This window comes from uncultured Enterovirga sp. (assembly GCF_964242715.1).
Taxonomy (GTDB): Bacteria; Pseudomonadota; Alphaproteobacteria; order Rhizobiales; family Beijerinckiaceae; genus Enterovirga.
This window is the reverse complement of sequence record NZ_CAXTAZ010000006.1, coordinates 76357-95826: the sequence shown is the minus strand read 5'-3', so window position 1 is coordinate 95826 and position 19470 is coordinate 76357. Positions and strand designations below refer to the sequence as shown.

Genomic DNA, 19470 nt, shown 5'->3' with positions numbered 1-19470 from the left:
GGCCGACACCGACCGGAGACGACCGATGCTCGACGAAGCCGCCTACCTCGATCCCGACCTTCCCGACACATCATCCCCGACAGCGCATCTCCTGGACGCTCTTCAGCTGCACGGCTACCGGCCCTTCCAGGACGAGCCTGACCCGAGGCCCCTCCCCGACCCGGACCGCGCCCGCGGCCTCCTCTACGACAGCTTCGACGCCCTCGTGGCGATGCTGTCCGACACGAGGCTCGAGGACGACCTCCCCGACCTCCTCTGGTCGACCGTCAACATCTACCACCGCCGCCTCGACCGGATCGGGCGCGAGCTCGACGACAACGAGCAGGCGCAGCGCCGGATGCAGGGCGAGCAGGACGGCTCGGAGGTGAAGTCGGTCGAGCTGGAACGGCTCATCGCGCAGGGAATGACGCTCGTCGAGCGCCGCAACGCCTTCGAGTTCCTGCGGGACAACGCGGCCGAGATGTTCGAGACGCACACGGGCTCGACCTGGCGGCCGCGCTCGGGATCGATGGTGAACCACCGCGCGCTGACGGCGGCGATGATCGACAGCCGCGACTTCATCAACGCCAAGCGCCGGGCGGAGGCGCAGGTGCTGGTGCCGGTCGGCACCCGGGTCGCCTTCACCGGCGGAGCCGAGTGCAACGACGTCGACCGGATCTGGTCCGCTCTCGATCGTGTCCGCACCAAGCACGCCGACATGGTCCTGCTGCACGGAGGCTCGCCGAAGGGCGCCGAGCTGATCGCCGCCAAGTGGGCCGAGACGCGGAAGGTCGCGCAGGTCGTCTTCAAGCCCGACTGGTCCCGGCACAAGAACGCCGCACCGTTCAAACGCAACGATCAGATGCTTGAGGCCATGCCGGTCGGGGTCGTCGTGTTCCCGGGCAACGGCGTCAGCGGTAACCTCGCCGACAAGGCCCGCAAGCTCGGCATCCCGGTGATGCGGTTCGACCAGAACCGGGGCGGCGCTTGAGCGCCGCCCTTCACTCTCGACCGCACTGCCCTCCCCTGCTCGTTAACGCGGCTCTGGCTGCGATCGGGCGGCGGGGCAGCGTAGCCCCTACTGCTACGAAGAACCCCCTACCCGTAAACAAACGCGGCCTGCCGGGTGCAGCTGGTTCAGGAGATCGAAATCTCCTGCGTTGCGGGTCAAAACCGGAAAGCCGGCCTTCGCGGCCGAGAGATAGATGAGCGCGTCGGCGAGCAGCTCCTTGCGTTGGTGCTGCTGGTAGCCCTGCACGCGGGTCAGGAGGCCGGTCAGGACGCCGGCCCGCATCCAGACCTCGTCGTCGGGCGCCAGGACGCGGCTTGGCGGGATGCGCCGCGCCAGCTCGACATAGTGTCTACGCGCGGCAAGATGGCCGGCTGCCTTTGGATCGTGGAGACTCAAGCCCTGGGCGATCTCGCTCAGGCACACGGCGCTGTGCATCTGCGTGGCAGAGCGGATCAGCTCCAACGCCGACGGAGGCATGCGGCCCGCCGCCATGTCGATGTAAACGGTCGTATCGGGCAGGAGGGCCATCGGGCCGGGCCTGAGCTGCTCGGCCTGCAGGAGATCCGAGCGTGCGCGATGCCGAAGGGCTGTGGTCCGCTTTTCAGGCTTGATCTGTCGCAGCAGCGCTTCGAGATCAAACGTCAAGCTGATGGTCCGGCCCCAGCGACCCATAGGTCTCCATCATGAAGCGGCTCACTGGGTCCGGCAGGGCAAGCGTCGCGAGCGCAAGCTCGGTCGTGGACTCGATCCCCGTGCGCTCCTTCGCGGCCGCGATGAGCGACCCTGTCGTGCGGATGCTCACGTGGGCCGTCTTGTCGCCCGCGAGCAAGCCAGACGCCTTCGCCTCATCCAGGATACGGATGTGTGGGTGCGGGGTTGCCATCAAACCTCCTGACATGTCTCTCTGTGTGTAAAATAGACTGATACGTCACACGAACCAAGAGCGTCTGAGTTTCGGGCGCCTCCCTGCGGGACCGTACTCTAGGCGCGGCTTGGAGCTCGCGCCCGGAGCCCCCAACGGGTCTCCGCCCTATGGGTGACGATCACTGGCGCGTTCTCCCCGCAAGTCGTCCGCACCGGTCCTGTCGCGCTAGAGGAAGCCGCACGTGCCAGGAGGTCTCGCCCGAGCCGGAATTGTCGGCGACGGGCGCGGCAGCTCGAGATGCGGCGGGGCTCGGTCGGACACGCGCGGCAGGTCGCCCGTCGCGGCCGCGGCGCCCAGGGTCGGCCCGCATCGCCGTCTTCAGGTTGATGCGCTCGATGGGCAGAGTGGGCTGATGTCAGACTGGTGTGCCGCCCGGTCCGGGACGGCTTCTCCGCCGATGAACTCGTGCAACCCCGAAGCATGGTTGAAGAGCGCGCCCGAAGTCGTTCGTCTCGGCTGGAGGGGTCGGCGAGGTGGGGGCGGTCTGGCTGCGTTGTTCGCCTTGGGCCGGTGTGTGTGCGCGGGGCGTCGCGGGTGTTCTCTCCTGGGTGTCTGTCCTAGGAAGGTCCGTGCCTGTCGTCCTGTGATGGGCTGATCTGGCCGGGGTGCGGGAGCTGCGCTCCCTCGCTCGTCCTGGCAACGGCGTCCGCCAGCTATTTTCCCCTGCCTGCGGCATTCCTCGCGAGCCAAAATAGCCGTCTGCCTGCCGTTCTCCGCTCCGCTTCGACCCTTCGGGTGCCGGGCCTCCCGCCCCCAGCCTGTCGATCGCCATCAAGGTCGAATGGCCGGCCTTGAGAGACAGACAGGAGAGCACCATGGCGACCATCGGCACCTTCACGACCTCCGACCACGGCTTCCTCCGGGGCCAGATCCGCACCCTCAACCTGGACGCCTCCGTGTCCATGGAGCCGGTCGACTCCGACAAGGAGGGCGCTCCCGCCTACCGGCTCTTCGCGGGCGAGGTCGAGCTCGGGGCGGCCTGGGCCAAGACCGGCAAGGAGAGCGGGCGGCTCTACCACCAGGTCCGGATCGACGATCCCTCGCTCCCGGCCCCGATCTTCGCCAACCTGGTCGAGGACCGCGACACGGGCGGCTACGCCCTGATCTGGAACCGGCCGAAGCGCCCCGCCAAGCGCCCGGCCACCCGCCGACCCCAGACCCGCCAGTAGCGGCTCACCAAGCCCCGCCCGGAACATGCCCGGGCGGGGCAAACCTCCCCCTCTCCGGTCCGGGCGAGGTTAGATCGCGCCCTTCTCCGCGCTGATTTTTTGCAGACTGCGCTAGATGGGTGTCGACGAGGAGGTTGCATCCAGAAGGCGCTCTGGGTCTCGCGACTCGACCCCTCCCTCCTCCCCCACTTACAAAAATCAGCGTGAAACGGCGTAGCCTCCGTCAACCCTTGGGTCTGCCGCTGCGCTCTGTCCCTGCAGCGCGGCACCGTAGTGGACGCGGCCGGTGGTCAGCGCTGACTTTTCGCACTTGCCCCTCGGCCGAGGCGGGATCGGGTCAGGGCATCGCACTTACAAAAATCAGCGTAGATAGAGGCTCTGGCGAGCTTCAACGTCGCCCTTGCCGCTCTGGTCAGCACCGAGGAAGCGATCAGCTGCCGCTCAGGCCTCCCGCTGGTGCGCCCGTCACGCTGATTTTTGACACTCAGGTGGTTCGAAGGCTGCCCCACAGCCGCAGCGCCGCAATGCGCGCTGAATTTTGTAAAATCCGGAGCGGGTTACGCTGACTTTTGGAAAAGCCCGTGTTGCGGGTTCCGCCAGACTCGCGGTTCATGTCAAAAGTCGACCGGCGATTTGGGAGCGGAGGCCGCGATGAGTTCGGAAAGTCGGCAGCTCTCCCTGTGGGAGCGTGCGCTTCTCCCGCCTGAGCCCACCGAGCCGTCGGCTCTCGAGGCCCGCGCCTCGAGCTCGCTCGACGGCCGGATGGACGTCACCTTTCTCCACAAAGGCTTCTGCATCGCCGGGCTTCCCCTCAGGAAGCCCAAGGATACGCTCGCGCCCTGGAGCCGGCAGGACGGCCGCTTCTCGCTGACGGTAGAGCCGGCCCGCTTCATCCTCCCCGACGGGCGGCCGCTGGAGGTCGGTGTCCCGTTCGGCCCCAAGGCACGGCTTCTCACCATGTGGCTCGCCACGGAGGCGCGCGACCATCGCAGGTCGGCCGACGACCGCTGGATGGAGATGGGGCGGATCACCGAATGGCTTCAGGCCGTCGGGCTGCCTGTCTCCGGCGGCGAGCGCGGCTCGATCGGCCCAACCAAGGACCAGCTCGTCCGGCTGACCTTCCCGGTCTTCACGATGGTGCTTAAAGACGACGCCGACGGTCACGTTTTCAAGCGTGAAACCCTCATTGAATCCGGCGCCTTCGGCAACGACGACCTGGAACTCTGGGCGGCAGGCAAGCACAGCGCGATGAAGTGGCCGCGAGGGCTCATGTTGAGTCGGAACGCTCATGAGCGCTTCACCCGCCATTCGATCCCGATCCCGACCGGCCGGCTGCGCCAGGTCGCCCACAACGCCATGGCGATCGATATTCTGGTCTACCTTTGCTACCGCCTGCCGATGATCTCGCACGATGACAGCGAGCTGCTGACCTGGCGGGATCTCATGGCGCAGTTCGGCTCGAGCGAGTTCGCCTCGCGCTTCAAGCAGGCCTTCTCGGAATCGATTAAGCGCACGCTCGATGCGTATCCCGAAGCCAACGTCACCATGACTTCCGAGGGCTTGCTCATGCGCCGCTCCGACCCGGCCGAGCTGCGGCGCGCCTTCATCACCGTCCCGAGCTCGAAGGGGGCGAGCACGCGTCGCCTGCGGAGCCCCACTGGCCCTCGGCGTTCAGCGAAGCCTGCTCTCGCCATACGTCTGATCGACGAGGCCAAGCGATGAGCGGATAGGCCCAAAAACACGAAGGCCCGCCCTTGCCGGGGCGGGCCTTCGTTCCAATCGCCACGGGAGCACCGTCACGATCAGGCCTAAGCCTCCTGATGCTAGACGGCGGTCATCCGGTCCGCAAGCGGCGCCTGCGCTGCGAGGGCCGGGGCTCATGCTCCCAAGCGATCCATCACGGATGAGCCACGGGATGAGGACGTCGCAAAACGACTTCGCCACGAAGCCTGAGCGGCGCTCGCGTCAGCGCGCGAAGCTGAAGCTCGCGTCCCTGACGGACGCACCGAGTGTCGAAGGTAAACTGGCGATCTCGATGCCCCGCAGCTCTAAGAGCTTCCGACCAGCTGCCCGCAGCGCGGAAGGCGTACCTCCTCACCCGCTTTTCTGGATCAACCCGGCATAAGAAAAAGGCCCCCGAACCGTCTCCGGTAAGGAAGCCTCTCTCCGTCGTCTCGCAACACGGAAAGAATCACTTCCCTACGACCCTGTCAAGCGTTGTGCGCCGGTTCGGCGAACCCTCGATCTGTGCCTGACGACAGGCGCCTACCCATGCAGAATGTTCGACCGACGACGCCCTTCGGGCGGCGGCCGCAGACGCTTGGCCTGATGGCGGCCCAGGCGCTCGCTGACGAGTGCCCTGCCGACGCGATCACGCATAAATGGCGGTGCTTCCGGGCGATCACGGAAGCCAAGGAGCGGCTCGGTGTCTCGGACCGAGCTCTCGCCGTGCTCGGAGCCCTCGTCAGCTTTCATCCCGAAACGGCCCTGACGGCCGGCTCCGACCTGATTGTCTTCCCGTCGAACCGGGAGCTGGGACTCCGATCACACGGGATGGCGCCGGCGACGCTTCGCCGGCATCTGACCGCGCTGGTCGGTGCGGGGCTCGTCATCCGCCGCGACAGTCCGAACGGCAAGCGCTACGCGAGGCGCGACGGCGCGGGCGAGGTCGAGTCCGCCTTCGGCTTCGACCTCGCCCCGCTCGTTGCAAGATCCGCCGATTTCGAGCGCTGGGCCGAGGAGGCGCGGGCCGAACGCCGTGCCAGCCAGCGCCTGCGCGAACAGATCACCATCCTGCGCCGTGACATCGATAAGACGATCGAGGCTGCGCTCGACGGCGACCTCGACGGACCTTGGCACGAGTACACGGTGCAGCTCGCCCAACAGCGGGTCCTCCCCCGGAGCGCGCACCGTGACGTGCTTGAAGGGACAGCCGGAGAGCTGAGGGCGCTTCGGGCGGCTGTGGACAAGTCTGTGGGGAAGTCGCTGGCTCATCAACGTCCACCAGAACAAACGAGCGCCAATGAGTCCCAAACTGAGCGTCACTATCAGAATTCAAATCCAGAACTGATCTTAGAATCTGAACCGAGCTTCCGAGAAAGCACGGGGCAGACGGCGGTGCCCAAAAACCCGACCTCTGAGCAGCCATCGAGGTCATATCCTTTGAGGATGGTGCTCGAAGCCTGTCCCGACATTGTGCCCTATGCCCGGTTCGGCATCTCGTCCTGGGCCGACTTCGTCGCCACGGCTCGGATCGTCCGAGCCGCCTTGGGCGTCAGCCCGGATGCTTGGGAACAGGCCTGCGCCGCCTTGGGCGAGGCGGAAGCGGCGATCACGGTCGCGGCCATCCTGCAACGTGGGCAGGCGATCCGGAACCCCGGAGGGTATATCCGGAGCCTGACCGAGAAGGCGCGCGAGGGCCAGTTCTCGCTCGGCCCCGTCCTGATGGCTTTGCTGAACACCGGCCTCAGGGCCCGCCTCGGTCGCGGCCAGGAGCCTGCGGCGACCCCGCGCCGAACCTCCGTGCCGGCGGGTGCCCCCCGTGGCCGGGAGCGGCAACGGAGATGATGGGTCGCCGATCGTAGATCTCGTCGACCACGGCCCCATGGGCCCCGTCCGAAGGGAAGCCTCTTTGGGAGTTATAGCGCGCCGGCGTTCCGCCGGTCGGGCTCTTCCCGCGTCGCCGGCGCTCCCCGAGCCGCTGACGCGTCTCGTCGCTGCTCGCGTGACGATCCCTCGCGCGGCCATCAGGGCAGTTCTCTCTGTCCGCGGTGCCCGATCGGCAGGTTTCGTGCCAAAATCTGCCGTGACGGTGATCGAGGGCCGATCTTGGCGATCGGGCGATGGCTTTGATCTGTGCGGCCGAAGGCGATCTCGCGTTCTGACCGCGGCGGACGTGGTGACCACGGCAGGACGGGCTAGGGACGAGGCGCCGGCACGGCGGCATTCCATGGCTGGAGGCTGAGCGTTGTCCGGGTCTGGACGGGTGGGACCTTGCCAGGATGGTCCCTCCCCTCCCCTTCCTCTTTCGTGAGGTCGGCAGTGATCCTGCAGGTCCTCAAGCCACTTTCGAGTCGATGTGCTTGACGAGCTCGGCGAAGCCTTCGCGGTACGAATACCGATTGTTCTCGCACCACTCGACGAAGACGTTGATGTCGGCGACGGCGGCCCGGAGGTTGATCTGCTCGACAGGCTCCTCGATCGGCTGACGCTTTCGACGTCTCAGGAGTGGCTCGCGGCTGGCGAAGCCGAGCTTCGCGGCCGCGTCGTCGGCGGCCCGGGTTGAGGTCGCGCCCTTCAACGAAACGGCACCCTCCTTGGCCGGAGCCGGCTGCGGCTTGGCCGATGATCGGTCGCGAGCTGCAGGCCGCTCGCCCGGCGTAACCCGAGGCTCGCGAGGCTCGATGTCATCGAGCGTTCCGAACCCGAAGGACGGCTTCGAGCCTTTCGCGGTCTCGCTCATGCTGCGGCCCTCCTGCGAAGCGCCCGCACGAGCTCGATCACCTCGCCCGTCAGCCGGTTCGCATTGTTGATAGCGCCTTCGATCCCGTTCACGACGGCGGGATCCAGCTCGTCGAGCGCCAGCTTGTAGGTGAACATGGACTGGAACGCGGTGCGCTGGTTCAGGTGGTTGGAAAGAACGGCGATACCCTTCGTTCTGAGCTCGTCGATGATGAGCTTCTCGTTCTTGGTCGGGATCTGCGGGCTCGTTCGGGTGAACATCACGCGATAGGGAATGTCCCGCCGTACGACCTTCTCCTCCTCCCGGACGAGGCCGACCGCACGCGCCGCCTGCGCTGCATCGACGGCGCTGGCCTGCATCGGAATCAGCACCATGTCGGACCGGGTGATCGCGCGCGACACCATGCGGCTCGCAGTCCCTTCGAGATCGACGATCACGAACTGTCGTGCGCCCGCTTCCTCATCGATGACGTCGATGATGTTCTGTTCCTTGATCCCGCCCAGCACCTTCAGAGCGGTCTTGGACTCGCCGGTCGCCCAGGTCTGAATCGGATGGTTCGGGTCGCAATCGATCACGGTCGAGGTCGCACCCGCGGCCGCCAGCGTCGTGCCGAGCACGAGCGAGGTGGTCGATTTTCCTGCTCCACCTTTGGGATTTGCGACTGCGATAACCGGCATGGGAGACCTCCGTTACGGCACGCTAGCGCCCAAGCGTTCGTGAAAGGTTAGGGTCGGGTCCAAGTGCGGTCGCACGCGGCTGGCAGCTTCGACTAAGAACAGGTGACCTCCGGCATCATGCCGTCGCACTCCCGTTCTACCGCTTGAGCGAGGAAGTCGCGACGAGACCCCGAATGAGGAAAGAAGGGCCGGATTGCCCCACGACTCGACCAACTGCACGCACCCTCACGTCGACGCTTTCTAATGAGTTTGCGATCATGTCACATCTAGCGCACTCTCTGTAAAGAGAGTGAGCGCCAGCGGAAGCTAGCAGTAGCTTGTGCTAGCATTCTGTCAACGTGTGGCGTGGCCACGGTCGGACTGTGCCGGTACCGAGACGTCGGGGGCAATCCCAATCCGGGGGGAGCGCATGCGAGTTGGAACTTTAGCTTGCACGGTCGGCCTCGCGTCTCTCGTGTTCGCTCCAGCTTGGGAGCAGTCAACCTGTCAGCTTGAGGTGGTTTGCGATCTCACGCCGATACTCGCCTTCGACGGTTCGCGGCTACGCCGCCACGAACTCGTTCGCGAAAACGCCGAGGTGGTAAGACTGACGTTTCGCGACGTCGACCCAGTCGGTGGGACGGCCAGGATGATCGTAGGGCAGGGTGCCTCGGGCGAAGTCGCTGTGGCGGTCACGGTCGATGCCGGCGCGATTCGTCTACCTGCACGAGAAACTGGGCGTCTCGAAGATGATCGTCAGCACAGCCAATAAGCCGACGTCTGAAGGCTGGCCCGCCGTCATGTCGCAGCATGGCTGGTCGGGAGGTGAGCTGACGATGCGGGCCGCGAGCGGGCTGTGTCGCATGCGGGCGAGGTAAGGCGAGCGAGCAACCATCGTCTCGCTATCCCGACACGCTCTCCAGATCGGTCGGCACGTCGCCGATCCTGGCCAGGACGACGGCATCCGCGTACTCGCCGATCCGGATCGCCGGTCTGTGAGAACGCGACCGCCCCAGCCCGGTTGGCGACCGCAGCCCGGGCGCGAGATACCGCTGCTGCGGGGGAGGGGCATTCGATCGGCTGGTCGGGGCAGAGCTGGCCGTCCTGTCCCTTACGGCGGAAGCGCGATGTGAAAGGTGAGGGTGCTCATCGCGACTTCCGCATCGTGGACCACGGCATCACGCCACGGACATAGCCTCTGGAGACCGGGGCGTCGTAGTCCGCCGCGAGGACCGCGAGATCGTGCAGCAAGGCCCGGACGGCCTGCCGAGCGTCGCCCCGGAACTCCCCGATCACTTCATCGACGTCCTTGTCCGTCGGGAAGGGTTCGTGATCGGCCTCGTACTTGCCCATGGCTGCTCTCGTGACGAGAACAGATTAAGAACGAACTCGCCCGCGTGTCGAGTCTCGGTCGAGCGATGTCCCGTAACGCCTGTGACAGGACAAGCCCAGCCCGCCGCGGTTGCCTGCAGCGTGGCGCCAGCTGTCGAGCGGCCCGGGGCTGGGATCGACCTCTGCAGCCTGCTACCGCGTCCTGCAACCGTCAGTACCGTGTCGTCGAGGAGGCCGCCACCGTACGAGCCGAGGCGCCTCGTCCATGTATCAGGCCGCAGGACGTTGGCCTGTGGCGACGGCAGGACGAGCCTGAGATCGTGAAGGGCGTTCAGGAGCGTGCGTGGCTCCGGCCGTCTGACCGGCCGACGCGCATGCGAGCCGCTACATCGTGCGAGGGGACGCGACCGGGCCGGGTCGGGACGGCAAGGTCCTGAGGCCGGGGGCAAGCCGGCCGCTCTCCTGGTCGGAGCCTGGGCCGACACCTGATCTGCGCCCACCCGATGCCAATGCCAGGGGTTTGCAGCCCTCGCCGGTCGTTCGTCTCGGCTGGAGGGGTCGGCGAGGTGGGGGCGGTCTGGCTGCGTTGTTCGCCTTGGGCCGGTGTGTGTGCGCGGGGCGTCGCGGGTGTTCTCTCCTGGGTGTCTGTCCTAGGAAGGTCCGTGCCTGTCGTCCTGTGATGGGCTGATCTGGCCGGGGTGCGGGAGCTGCGCTCCCTCGCTCGTCCTGGCAACGGCGTCCGCCAGCTATTTTCCCCTGCCTGCGGCATTCCTCGCGAGCCAAAATAGCCGTCTGCCTGCCGTTCTCCGCTCCGCTTCGACCCTTCGGGTGCCGGGCCTCCCGCCCCCAGCCTGTCGATCGCCATCAAGGTCGAATGGCCGGCCTTGAGAGACAGACAGGAGAGCACCATGGCGACCATCGGCACCTTCACGACCTCCGACCACGGCTTCCTCCGGGGCCAGATCCGCACCCTCAACCTGGACGCCTCCGTGTCCATGGAGCCGGTCGACTCCGACAAGGAGGGCGCTCCCGCCTACCGGCTCTTCGCGGGCGAGGTCGAGCTCGGGGCGGCCTGGGCCAAGACCGGCAAGGAGAGCGGGCGGCTCTACCACCAGGTCCGGATCGACGATCCCTCGCTCCCGGCCCCGATCTTCGCCAACCTGGTCGAGGACCGCGACACGGGCGGCTACGCCCTGATCTGGAACCGGCCGAAGCGCCCCGCCAAGCGCCCGGCCACCCGCCGACCCCAGACCCGCCAGTAGCGGCTCACCAAGCCCCGCCCGGAACATGCCCGGGCGGGGCAAACCTCCCCCTCTCCGGTCCGTCTCCTATCCGGACGCTCGCGGGTCCACGCAGCCGACGTGCGGCTGCGCCGCGGCGGGGAACGTCAGGACGCCCGTCACCGGCGCCGCGCGCCGGCTGGTCCCACCAGCACGGGCCGGAGAAAGGGAGGGGCCTCGCTGCTCGCCCGACCGGGTTCAGGGCTTCTCGGCGACCTTCGCCGTTCTCGGCCGACGGGCAGGTTTTCGATCGCGAGCGAGGAGGCTGTCGGCCTCCCTGCGCTTGCCCAGCGCGGAGGTCAGGGATTCGTAGCTGTGGCCGTTCCGTTTCAGAGCCCGGCGCGCGTCATCCACGTCGAAGCCGAGCAGCTCGATGACGCTCATGTCGAGGCTGGCGGCGATTCGATCCAGCGTCTTGAGCGTCGGATTCCCTATGCCTCGGAGCACCTGATGGTAGGTGCCTCGAGCTAGCCCGGTCTTCCGGATGAACGCTTCAACGCCGCCGTTCTCGACCTCGAGCTGCTGAAGTCGGATGGCCAGCATCTCATTCAGGATAGAGGCGTCGACGGACTTCGACTTGCGGGCGGGCGGCATGGCGAAGGTACGTTCCGGGACGAGGCCAGGGGCACGCGTAACCGCCTCGGTGCGTCCTGTATACTCTTGCTCATTCTAACAGACGAAAGTTTAACGGCTGAAGCTACCGGCATCCTTCCTGGCGCGAACAGATCGATGCGTGAAGGCCGATGTGCGCGGCTGTCCAGTCGCGCAGCGACCTTAGCGAAGCGGAGCAGGTCCGGAGCCGGACCGCGCTCTCACATAGCGCCGTAGGTACGGCGGAGGACCTGTGGTCAGGCACCGTCTGGCGGGGGGAGGCGTCCGATCTGCTTCAGGTGGTCGTGGAGGATCCGGTCGATGATCCGGAGAGGATGGGTCCGCGCCTCGGCCGCCATCTGACGCAGCGCGAGGTCGATCGCGTCCGGAAGGCGCAAGGCGAAGGGTCGCGACGCGTAACGCCCACCATAGCCCTCGAACGGGTCTCGGGCGCTGTTGGCTTTGGCGCGGCCAGATTGAGAACTTGCGATTGCGTCGGGTCCCGCCGGAGGGTGCGGCTCCGGGGACTTGGCTCCGACCGGCGGCTCCGGGTAGTCCGGCGTGATCACGACAGGTGCAGGATTGCCGACGGAAGCAAGCCGCTGCAGCCGATGCGAGTCGCGGGGCAGGGGAGGGCGGTCCGATCGGGCGGCTTCGCCGCGATCGCTCACGCCGCGGCCTCCGCCGACGCCCCGTCCTGGCTCGCCGCGAGCAGTTCACGGACGACCTGGTCGGCGTTGTAGCGCGCCTTGCGGACCGGTTCGTCCTTGTCGCTCATCTGGTAGAGCGTGCCGTGGCCGCTTGTCATCGTGCGGTACGTCACTCGGCGATAGAGCGCGTTCGCACAAACCGGCACGCGCTCGGCGTCGAGATAGGCCACGACCTCCCGAAGCGGCCGGGTGTTCCGGTCCAGGCTGTCGTATTCATTGAAGAGCACCCGGTGCTGGCTCATCGGCAAGCCTGCCGTAGCGGAGTGCCTCTCGAGGTTGCGGATCGTGCGGACCACCTGCGAGGCGTCGAAGGTGTGCACCTTGCTGGGCAGGACGACGAGATCGGCCCGGAGCGCTGCCTGGATCACTACCTCGCCGTAATAGCCAGGAGTGTCGACGACCAGGACGTCATAGGCGTCGAGGCGGTCGATGGCTTGAGCCAGGGCTTTCTCGTCGGCGGCTCGGACCAGGTCTACACCGTCCGGGCTCAAGCCCCTCGCGACCGAGGAGGCGTGCCATTGATACGAGGACCCCTGCGGGTCGGCGTCTACGATCGCCGTCGCATAGCCGTGCTTCGCGAACTCGCCGGCCAGGATGATCGCGACAGTGGTCTTGCCTGAGCCGCCCTTCGGGTTCGTGACGGCGAAGATGCTCGGCATTTGAGGTCTGCTACCAGGTCGGCAGGGAACGCAGCGGCGTCACGGCGGTTAGATCACCATACATTATAGTGTCTATCGCGCAAGACGGCAGGACGGCACTACGATCGTGACGAGCTGCGGAACAGCGGCATTCCCGGATGACCGCATGAACGATTTGACGGGATGCACGCTTGCGGGGTCGCGTCAGAGCCGAGGTTCGCGGGTACGGGATGAACGCGCTGCCGCCATGTCGTGCTGCGCTGCTAGCGCAGTGGCGAGTTGCTGGATGATCGCAATGTGGACTGATCGGAGTCCTTGAAAGCCGTATGTCGTTCATACCGGGTTGCGGTGTTGCCGGTGAAGGCCGCTTCGCGGAATGCGGATGACGGGGTCCAAGCGGCCTTCCTCGGATTGGCGTTGCCGCCGTTCCTGCGGAGAGGTTCTTTCGTCAGTATAATGTCCATTGGTTGACAAGATACCGGTTTGTGGGCCAAACCTGAGGAGGCTGCTCGACGCAGCCGTGGCGCTCGCGCGGCGGGAACGCCGATCCGGATCGGATCGGCTGCCGAGCGAGGCTGGAAGGGGAGGGCGCCTTGGCGCGTGCGGCCCGCACAGCGAGACGGAAGCCGAGGCTTCGGACGGAGCTGTCCGACGCCGACGAGCGTCATCTCCAGGAGGCCGTCGAGCTGTTCGGGCTGCCGAAGGCGGAGGTCGTGCGACGCCTGATCCGCGGCTCCGTCCAAGCTGGGCCTGCGCTGTCGGCCGAGAACACGAAGGCGGTGGTGACGCTCGCCGGCCAGGTCCGAGCGGTCGGGCGCAACCTGTCGCAGCTCCTGCGAGCCATCCACCGGGGTCAGGCCGTGCGGATCGAGGACACCGAGGCGGTCTGGCGCGGGCTGCACGGCGTCGTCGCCGAGATCAACGACGAGCTCACCGAGATGACGGTCGCCTACGGGTCGAAGCTCCGGCGCGAGGCGGGGCTGCGGCTGCCGGCCGAGATCGACCGTGAGGAGCGAACGGCGTGACGCGCGCGGCCCAGATCGCCTGGTGGGTCGAGCAGGTCGAGACGACCCGGCGAGCCGTCGGCGCGGCCCGCGAGGAGCGTCGCAGTCGCCGACCGTCACCGATCCTCGATGATGAGGAGTTCCGAGGGAGGCGAGGGCGGGTCGGCCCGCTCCCGACCCCGCCGGCTGCCGTGCAGGTCATCCGCGGCACGACCATCTGCGGCGGCCAGGACGAGGAGCGTCGCCGCGGGCTTCCGGCCGGAACGGGTGGGGGCTCCGCGTCGCGACAGCAAGCGCGGTCGAGCTTGGGCCGGGCCGGGAACAGCGGCGGTGGAGGATCGGGCCTCGGGGGAGGGCAGGGCGACGCGCTCGGCCGCGCCCGGCAGATCGCGGCCGGCTACCAGCCGGCCGTGATCAAGGTCGTGTCGTTCGCGCGCGGCGTGGCCCGGGCGACGGCCACGGGTCAGTACGTGCAGCGCGAGGACGTCCCGCTCGAGACCCATGACGGCCGGATGCTCTCGGACCGGGAGGCGGTCGCCGAGGAGATCAAGGCCTGGTCGGCAGGCTTCGAGAAGCGGGCGGAGAGCCAGGACGCGGCCGCGATGCGGCTCACGCTGCACGGCGTCCGTGACACGCCCGAGGGCAGGGCTCTGTACGAGCAGGCGATCGCGTCCGGCTTCGCCGGGCACCGATACGCTGCCCGCCTCGACGCGCTGCCTTCAGGCGCTTTGGAGGCGCAGCTCGTCGTCGCCATGGCCGGCACCGCGCGAGAGCGGTTCCGGGTGCGCGAAGAGCGCATCGGGGTAGGGGAGGGGGGCTTCGTCGAGCGCCGGCTCGATCCGGCCTCCGAGGCAGCCGCGAAGGCCAGGATCGGGGAGGTGACCGGCTTTCCGGTCCACGCCATCAGCGTCGTCCCGGGCGCGAGCAGCCACGGCCGCGATGGAGTGACTTACCGGCTGGGCAGGCTGATCGAGAAGGGCGCGGCGACCGACGACCGGGGCAGGGCGGTCGCGAACGTGGCGGACGCCCGGATCGCGGCGCGAGAATGGGGGCCGTCGCTGCGCTCCCAGTCCTCGCGCGACACCATGCACCTGATCATCTCGGCGAAGGCCGGGACCGATGTCGAGGCGCTGACCCGGGCCGCTCGCGCCTTTCTGCACGACCGCTTCGCGGACCACCGGTTCATGTTCGGGGTCCACACCGACAAGGAAGGCGAGGGACACATCCACGCCCACGCCGTCATCACGGTCCGGAACGAGGCCGGTCAGAAGGTCCACCCCAGCCGTGACACGTTTCGGGAGTGGCGGCAGGCCTATGCCGAGCACGCCCAGGCCGAAGGGCTGAAGATCGTCGCGACCGGTGCCCGGGAGCGCGCCTCCTCGCAGAGCTACGGGCCGAGGGACAAGGCGATCGTGGAAGCGGCCGAGCGGCCTCGACCCGCTCGCGAAGTGCGGGATCGCGCCTACGCAGCCGACCCCGCCAACCGTCGGCTGATCGACAACGCCCGGCAGCGCATCCGGACGGCGCGCGCCAACCCGATCAGGCTCCCGACGACCGACACGGAACGACGTGCCGCCGGCGAGCACACGGCCGTTTGGCGGCAGGTCGTCGGCGAGCACCCCGGAAACGCGACCGCGCTCGGCATGCTGGCCCGGGTCGCAACGGCGGAGACGGTCGGCGGCATCCTGCACACGATAAGTAGGCGGGTGGGTCAGCTCACGACGAAGGAGGACGGCATGGCGATCACGTCGGACCAAATGGCGAAGGACTTGGCGGTCATGAACGAGGCCGTCTCGCGGACGAGCGACCTCCTCGACGGCGGCACGAAGCAGCAATTCCAAGAGGCCTCGGCCCGCTATCTCGAGACGCTCGCGAACCGCATCGACCTGCAACGGGTGCAGGAGATCGGCGTTGAACAGCTCTCACGAAGAGAGGTTGAAAGCCTGGTCGGCGTCAACGCGGATCGCCTGATTTCGCGGGCCCAAGAGGTCGAGGCGCGCGAGACGCGCGAGGCGGCTTCGGCACAGCTCCTGGCGGACCGGGCCGTGGAGGTCGAGCGCCGACAGGAAGGGAGGGGGCGTGCGGATCCCGAGGCGCAGCGCGAGCTCCGGTCGGAGCGGGCGGTCGTCGCCGGCACGCAGCAGGCGGCGGCCCGGGAGGCGCGCGAGGCCGCGGCGGCCGTCGAGGCCGCGCGCGTCCTGGCCGATCATCCCGCCCAGCCGCTTCCGATCGGCCTCGTGCAGACGGACGCTCTCGGCAAGCTCCGGGCCGAGCAGGAGCGGGTGCTTCGCGAGATCGAGGCCGAGCGTGGCGAGGCGCAGGCGATCAAGGGCCAGCGGCTCACGTGAGCCTGCCGGGCGCGCGCCGCTCCGGCGCATGCAACGCTCTTGTCGGACCGTCACATCCGGCGGCAGCGGGGATGTGCTCAGGCCGGAGGCGCGTGCGATGAGCAGTCGGCGCAGGCTGCCGTCGAAGGTCCCGGACCACACCGTCGCGTGCGGTTGGGACAACCCGCTGCAGACCTATTTCTGCACTGTGGTGCGTGACCGGGTAGCGGGCGATCGCGAAGCCGACGACCTGGTCGTCCTCTGGCTTGGCCTGGACGAGCGGGAGGTGCGCACGCCTGAAGCGCTGGTCGGGCCTCTCGCGCCCTATGCGGAGCTCGACGCCGCGATGTTGTCGCTGCTACGCGCTGACCGCGCTGCGGACCTAGATCGCGGGCCGTCTGTCCTGCAGCGCCAGTCGCTCGCCGCGATCAAAAGGCGACGGACTTGAGAGGCAGCGAAAGGGCGAGGTCAGCAGGAACACGCTCGCAGCTCGTAGCCTTGCGCTGCTTCCGGCTGAGCCAGGTTTCCAGCGCTTCGCTGGCCTGGGCACGCGCCTCGAAGAGGTCGAGGCGACGCCGGCCGGACGCTCCGAGGCGGCCCCATTCTCGAACAAGCGCTGTGTCGCCGAACAGGGTTTCCTCGAGCGACAGGACGTAGAAGCGAGCCATGTTCGCGCTCGGCACGCGACGCTCGAGCACGAGGAGCTGCACGGATGAGATCGCGGCCGACATGCCGAATCATCCGGAGCCGCGCCCGGGCCGTCCAACGACTTTCATGAATCGGTCAGGGTGGTTCGATTCATGGTCGTGATGGCGTACTTCGTAGCCGGGAGGCCGACGTAGCAGCCCCCCTTTCCCCTTGCCGCGCCTCAGCCAACCCGCCTCTGATCAGCGCGGGGTTGACCAAAGCGTGTTCGATGTTCCTTTTTCGTTCTAATCAGCGAGGAAGAGATGCACGCGATCGAAATCGTCATAGGGCGACCCTTGCCCCTCCCGGTTCTTCGGTCAGCGGTGCGCGCCGGCTTTCCCTCGCCGGCGGACGATTTCGCCGAGGAGGAGATCGACCTCCAGCAGCTGCTCATCCGCAACCGGCCGGCGACGTTCCTGATTCGCGTTGACGGCGACAGCATGGTCGAGAAGCGCCTGCATCATGGGGATCTCGCCGTCGTCGACCGCAGCCTCGCACCTCGGCCTGGCGACGTCGTCGTGGTGGACATCGATGGCGAGCGCTCTTTCAAGGTCTGGGCGCCACGGTCCGGCCGGATCGAGCTAGCCTTCGCGAACCGCACCTACCCGCTATTCCAGGTGCCATCCGACGCGCTGGTCGAGGTCTGGGGTGTCGTGTCGTCGATCAGCTCTTCCCGCCGCGCTACGCGATGAGGGCTTTTGCGCTTATCGACGGGAACGCCTTCTACTGTTCCTGCGAGAGGGTCTTCGACCCGTCCCTCCGGCTTTTGCCGGTCGTCGTGCTGTCGAACAACGACGGCTGCGCCATCGCCCGCACGGCGGAGGCGAAGGCGCTCGGCATCAGGATGGGCGACCCATGTTTCAAGATCCGGGATCGCTGCCGCCGCGAGGGCGTGCGGGTGTTCTCGTCGAATTACGCCCTCTACGGCGATATGAGCGGGCGAACGAACGAGATCTATCGACGGTTCGCGCCCGACGTCGAGATCTACTCGATCGACGAGAGCTTCCTCGACCTCACGCCGGTGCGCCCGGTTGACCGCGTGCCGCTCGGCCGGGATCTTCGGTCGACGGTGCTGCGCTGGACCGGCATCCCGACCTGCGTCGGCATCGGGCCGACGAAGACGCTGGCGAGGCTCGCGAACCACATCGCCAAGCACGAGCCGGAGATGGGGGGCGTCTGCGACCCGACCGACCCGACCGAGCGCGCCCGATGGTTGGCCGGGACGAAGCTCGAGGAGGTCTGGGGCATTGGCCCGGCCTCCGCCCGGAAGCTCCGGGCGTTCGGGTGCGACACGGGTCGCGGACGTGGCCGCGCTCGACCCGAGGCCGGCCCGAAAGGCGCTGACGGTCGTCGGCGAGCGCATGGTCTACGAGCTTCGCGGGCAGTCCTGCCTCAGCCTGGAAGCCCTCACGCCGACCCGGAAGGGCTGCGCCGTCACCCGCATGTTCTCCCGCCGGGTCGAGGACCGAGACACGATGGAGCAGGCGATCGCGACCCATGCCGCCCGGCTGGGCGAGAAGCTGCGTCGTGAGGCGCTCGGGACCGACCACGTCACGGTCTTCTTCCACACCTCCGAGCATGACACGGACGCGCCGCAGCGCTCGGTCTCGACGGTCGTCACGCTGCCGGAGGCAACCTCCGACACGATGGCGTTGGTCAAGGCCGCAACCTGGGGCATGCGGCGAGTCTGGCGCGACGGCTATCGCTACAGCAAGGCCGGCATCGTGACGGTCGACCTCGTGCCGCTCGCCAACTCTCAGAGAGCGCCAATTGGAGCGCTCGACCGGGAGGCCGGGGGAGCGCTGATGGAAGCTCTCGACCGGTGCAACGAGCGCTGGGGCCGGGGCGCCGTCGTCCCGGGCGTCGCTGGCTTCGCGCCGCGGCGGACCTGGTCGACCAAGTTCGAGATGCGCTCGCCGCGCTACACCACGCGGCTAGAGGAGCTTGCCGTCGTCAGGGCCGCGTGATCCCGGAGGCGGGTCCTCCTTCTCGCCGCGCGCGACGATCAGCAGGGCGCCATCAGGCAGTGGCCGCTGGAGGGCAACAGCCTCACCCCACGGTGCCCGGAGCCAGACGTCACGTTCCTCGTCCGTGGTGAGGATCACGGGCATCGCCTTCGGGTGGATTGCTCCGACCTCGCGGTTCGGATTGGTCGTGAGAAACCCGAACAGGTCGTCGGTCGACTCACCGTCCCTGATCTTGCGCACCGACGTCCAGCCCTCGACCTTGATGCCGGCGAAGCAGGCCAGCGGCCGCTTTTCGTCGAGAGCGAACCAGACCGAGGGACGGGCGCCGCTCGGGAGCACCTCGTTCTCGCTGAACGACGTGAACGGGACGAGGCACCGGCTCTCGGGTCCGAGCCATCGCGCCCAATGCCGGCTCGACGTGTTGCGGATGTTCGTGGTGCCGCCGTCGGGCTCGAGCCGCAGCAGCTCCTTGAAGTCGGCCGGCTTGCCTTTTGCCCGCAGCTTGTCGGCTCGCTTCTTCGTCGCCTCGAACAACGCCTGCTCGGAGGATGGCATGCCCCACTTATACAGCGAGAGGGAGCGGGCGCCGTCGCGCACGTGGACGACGGGAGCTGGGTAGTTCGGAAAGATGCCCGGCAGAGGAGGGAGGTTGCCCGTGTCGTCGCGGTCGGTCCGGAAGAGCTGGCGGATGGCGTCCTGGCCCTTGGTCACGCTGTACAGGTTGCACATCG

General features: G+C 67.7%; 20 protein-coding genes and 1 pseudogene. 11 read left to right on the top strand and 10 right to left on the bottom strand.

Annotated features, from left to right (window positions below):
• Window positions 1–25 precede the first annotated feature (25 nt).
• On the top strand, window positions 26–970 hold the full coding sequence (locus ACFE87_RS05245; RefSeq protein ID WP_375458567.1) for a DUF2493 domain-containing protein: 945 nt from the start codon (window positions 26–28) through the stop codon (window positions 968–970).
• Between the two features lie 93 nt (window positions 971–1063).
• Here ACFE87_RS05245 and ACFE87_RS05240 read toward each other — a convergent pair whose 3' ends face one another.
• The gene (locus ACFE87_RS05240) at window positions 1064–1519 is read right to left on the bottom strand and encodes a type II toxin-antitoxin system VapC family toxin (RefSeq protein ID WP_375458566.1); all 456 of its coding nucleotides are present in this window, start codon (window positions 1517–1519) and stop codon (window positions 1064–1066) included.
• Window positions 1520–1625: 106 nt separating this feature from the next.
• Window positions 1626–1874, bottom strand: coding sequence for a hypothetical protein (locus ACFE87_RS05235; RefSeq protein WP_375458565.1), 249 nt, complete (start codon window positions 1872–1874; stop codon window positions 1626–1628).
• Between the two features lie 857 nt (window positions 1875–2731).
• Between ACFE87_RS05235 and ACFE87_RS05230 the strand changes: the two genes are divergently transcribed.
• From ACFE87_RS05230 to repC, 3 genes are all read left to right on the top strand, one after another.
• On the top strand, window positions 2732–3085 hold the full coding sequence (locus tag ACFE87_RS05230) for a DUF736 domain-containing protein (RefSeq protein WP_375458558.1): 354 nt from the start codon (window positions 2732–2734) through the stop codon (window positions 3083–3085).
• Window positions 3086–3736: 651 nt separating this feature from the next.
• The gene (locus tag ACFE87_RS05225) at window positions 3737–4807 is read left to right on the top strand and encodes a replication protein RepA (protein ID WP_375458564.1); all 1071 of its coding nucleotides are present in this window, start codon (window positions 3737–3739) and stop codon (window positions 4805–4807) included.
• A 549-nt stretch (window positions 4808–5356) separates the two neighbouring features.
• The gene (repC, locus tag ACFE87_RS05220) at window positions 5357–6652 is read left to right on the top strand and encodes a plasmid replication protein RepC (RefSeq protein ID WP_375458563.1); all 1296 of its coding nucleotides are present in this window, start codon (window positions 5357–5359) and stop codon (window positions 6650–6652) included.
• A 490-nt stretch (window positions 6653–7142) separates the two neighbouring features.
• Here the strand turns inward: repC and ACFE87_RS05215 are convergent, their stop codons facing one another.
• Window positions 7143–7547: a hypothetical protein gene (locus ACFE87_RS05215; protein ID WP_375458562.1), complete on the bottom strand. Its 405-nt coding sequence runs from the start codon at window positions 7545–7547 to the stop codon at window positions 7143–7145.
• A complete protein-coding gene (locus ACFE87_RS05210; protein WP_375458561.1) occupies window positions 7544–8224 on the bottom strand; it encodes a ParA family protein in 681 nt (226 codons plus the stop codon). Before ACFE87_RS05210 ends, ACFE87_RS05215 begins: the two co-directional genes overlap by 4 nt.
• A gap of 680 nt (window positions 8225–8904) precedes the next feature.
• On the opposite strand from ACFE87_RS05210, the gene ACFE87_RS05205 reads away from it, so the two are divergent.
• Window positions 8905–9081 (top strand): hypothetical protein, encoded by a 177-nt coding sequence (locus ACFE87_RS05205; protein ID WP_375458560.1) that lies wholly within the window; start codon window positions 8905–8907, stop codon window positions 9079–9081.
• Between the two features lie 268 nt (window positions 9082–9349).
• Here the strand turns inward: ACFE87_RS05205 and ACFE87_RS05200 are convergent, their stop codons facing one another.
• Window positions 9350–9556 carry a hypothetical protein gene (locus tag ACFE87_RS05200; RefSeq protein ID WP_375458559.1) on the bottom strand — a complete coding sequence of 69 codons (207 nt, stop codon included), beginning with the start codon at window positions 9554–9556 and terminating at the stop codon, window positions 9350–9352.
• Window positions 9557–10443: 887 nt separating this feature from the next.
• Between ACFE87_RS05200 and ACFE87_RS05195 the strand changes: the two genes are divergently transcribed.
• Complete coding sequence (locus tag ACFE87_RS05195) at window positions 10444–10797, top strand: DUF736 domain-containing protein (RefSeq protein WP_375458558.1); 354 nt, start codon at window positions 10444–10446, stop codon at window positions 10795–10797.
• A gap of 216 nt (window positions 10798–11013) precedes the next feature.
• Here ACFE87_RS05195 and ACFE87_RS05190 read toward each other — a convergent pair whose 3' ends face one another.
• The 3 genes from ACFE87_RS05190 to ACFE87_RS05180 form a co-directional block, all read right to left on the bottom strand.
• Window positions 11014–11409 (bottom strand): helix-turn-helix domain-containing protein, encoded by a 396-nt coding sequence (locus tag ACFE87_RS05190; protein WP_375458557.1) that lies wholly within the window; start codon window positions 11407–11409, stop codon window positions 11014–11016.
• A gap of 254 nt (window positions 11410–11663) precedes the next feature.
• Window positions 11664–12077: a hypothetical protein gene (locus tag ACFE87_RS05185; RefSeq protein ID WP_375458556.1), complete on the bottom strand. Its 414-nt coding sequence runs from the start codon at window positions 12075–12077 to the stop codon at window positions 11664–11666.
• Complete coding sequence (locus tag ACFE87_RS05180; RefSeq protein WP_375458555.1) at window positions 12074–12775, bottom strand: ParA family protein; 702 nt, start codon at window positions 12773–12775, stop codon at window positions 12074–12076. Before ACFE87_RS05180 ends, ACFE87_RS05185 begins: the two co-directional genes overlap by 4 nt.
• A 572-nt stretch (window positions 12776–13347) precedes the next feature.
• Here ACFE87_RS05180 and ACFE87_RS05175 point away from each other — a divergent pair.
• From ACFE87_RS05175 to ACFE87_RS05165, 3 genes are all read left to right on the top strand, one after another.
• Window positions 13348–13779 (top strand): hypothetical protein, encoded by a 432-nt coding sequence (locus ACFE87_RS05175; RefSeq protein ID WP_375458554.1) that lies wholly within the window; start codon window positions 13348–13350, stop codon window positions 13777–13779.
• Window positions 13776–16106 (top strand): relaxase/mobilization nuclease domain-containing protein, encoded by a 2331-nt coding sequence (locus ACFE87_RS05170; protein ID WP_375458553.1) that lies wholly within the window; start codon window positions 13776–13778, stop codon window positions 16104–16106. Before ACFE87_RS05175 ends, ACFE87_RS05170 begins: the two co-directional genes overlap by 4 nt.
• 97 nt (window positions 16107–16203) lie before the next feature.
• On the top strand, window positions 16204–16533 hold the full coding sequence (locus ACFE87_RS05165; protein WP_375458552.1) for a hypothetical protein: 330 nt from the start codon (window positions 16204–16206) through the stop codon (window positions 16531–16533).
• Here ACFE87_RS05165 and ACFE87_RS05160 read toward each other — a convergent pair.
• Entirely contained in the window at window positions 16514–16816 is a 303-nt protein-coding gene (locus tag ACFE87_RS05160) for a WGR domain-containing protein (RefSeq protein WP_375458551.1), read from the bottom strand. The two genes, ACFE87_RS05165 and ACFE87_RS05160, sit on opposite strands and share 20 nt — an antisense overlap.
• 219 nt (window positions 16817–17035) lie before the next feature.
• Between ACFE87_RS05160 and ACFE87_RS05155 the strand changes: the two genes are divergently transcribed.
• Window positions 17036–17464 carry a LexA family protein gene (locus tag ACFE87_RS05155; protein ID WP_375458550.1) on the top strand — a complete coding sequence of 143 codons (429 nt, stop codon included), beginning with the start codon at window positions 17036–17038 and terminating at the stop codon, window positions 17462–17464.
• Window positions 17461–18739 (top strand): annotated as a pseudogene (locus tag ACFE87_RS05150) (Y-family DNA polymerase). The gene ACFE87_RS05155 and the pseudogene ACFE87_RS05150 overlap by 4 nt, the downstream one beginning before the upstream one ends.
• Here ACFE87_RS05150 and ACFE87_RS05145 read toward each other — a convergent pair.
• Window positions 18707–19468 (bottom strand): SOS response-associated peptidase, encoded by a 762-nt coding sequence (locus ACFE87_RS05145; RefSeq protein WP_375458549.1) that lies wholly within the window; start codon window positions 19466–19468, stop codon window positions 18707–18709. The pseudogene ACFE87_RS05150 and the gene ACFE87_RS05145 sit on opposite strands and share 33 nt — an antisense overlap.
• Window positions 19469–19470 lie beyond the last annotated feature (2 nt).

Bases quoted from the DNA above. Each gene is read 5' to 3' on its own strand.
- ACFE87_RS05245 (WP_375458567.1), top strand. From the start codon at position 26: ATGCTCGACGAAGCCGCCTACCTCGATCCCGACCTTCCCGACACATCA.
- ACFE87_RS05240 (WP_375458566.1), bottom strand. From the start codon at position 1,519: ATGGCCCTCCTGCCCGATACGACCGTTTACATCGACATGGCGGCGGGC.
- ACFE87_RS05235 (WP_375458565.1), bottom strand. From the start codon at position 1,874: ATGGCAACCCCGCACCCACACATCCGTATCCTGGATGAGGCGAAGGCG.
- ACFE87_RS05230 (WP_375458558.1), top strand. From the start codon at position 2,732: ATGGCGACCATCGGCACCTTCACGACCTCCGACCACGGCTTCCTCCGG.
- ACFE87_RS05225 (WP_375458564.1), top strand. From the start codon at position 3,737: ATGAGTTCGGAAAGTCGGCAGCTCTCCCTGTGGGAGCGTGCGCTTCTC.
- repC (WP_375458563.1), top strand. From the start codon at position 5,357: ATGCAGAATGTTCGACCGACGACGCCCTTCGGGCGGCGGCCGCAGACG.
- ACFE87_RS05215 (WP_375458562.1), bottom strand. From the start codon at position 7,547: ATGAGCGAGACCGCGAAAGGCTCGAAGCCGTCCTTCGGGTTCGGAACG.
- ACFE87_RS05210 (WP_375458561.1), bottom strand. From the start codon at position 8,224: ATGCCGGTTATCGCAGTCGCAAATCCCAAAGGTGGAGCAGGAAAATCG.
- ACFE87_RS05205 (WP_375458560.1), top strand. From the start codon at position 8,905: ATGCCGGCGCGATTCGTCTACCTGCACGAGAAACTGGGCGTCTCGAAG.
- ACFE87_RS05200 (WP_375458559.1), bottom strand. From the start codon at position 9,556: ATGGGCAAGTACGAGGCCGATCACGAACCCTTCCCGACGGACAAGGAC.
- ACFE87_RS05195 (WP_375458558.1), top strand. From the start codon at position 10,444: ATGGCGACCATCGGCACCTTCACGACCTCCGACCACGGCTTCCTCCGG.
- ACFE87_RS05190 (WP_375458557.1), bottom strand. From the start codon at position 11,409: ATGCCGCCCGCCCGCAAGTCGAAGTCCGTCGACGCCTCTATCCTGAAT.
- ACFE87_RS05180 (WP_375458555.1), bottom strand. From the start codon at position 12,775: ATGCCGAGCATCTTCGCCGTCACGAACCCGAAGGGCGGCTCAGGCAAG.
- ACFE87_RS05165 (WP_375458552.1), top strand. From the start codon at position 16,204: ATGAGCAGTCGGCGCAGGCTGCCGTCGAAGGTCCCGGACCACACCGTC.
- ACFE87_RS05160 (WP_375458551.1), bottom strand. From the start codon at position 16,816: ATGTCGGCCGCGATCTCATCCGTGCAGCTCCTCGTGCTCGAGCGTCGC.
- ACFE87_RS05155 (WP_375458550.1), top strand. From the start codon at position 17,036: ATGCACGCGATCGAAATCGTCATAGGGCGACCCTTGCCCCTCCCGGTT.
- ACFE87_RS05145 (WP_375458549.1), bottom strand. From the start codon at position 19,468: ATGTGCAACCTGTACAGCGTGACCAAGGGCCAGGACGCCATCCGCCAG.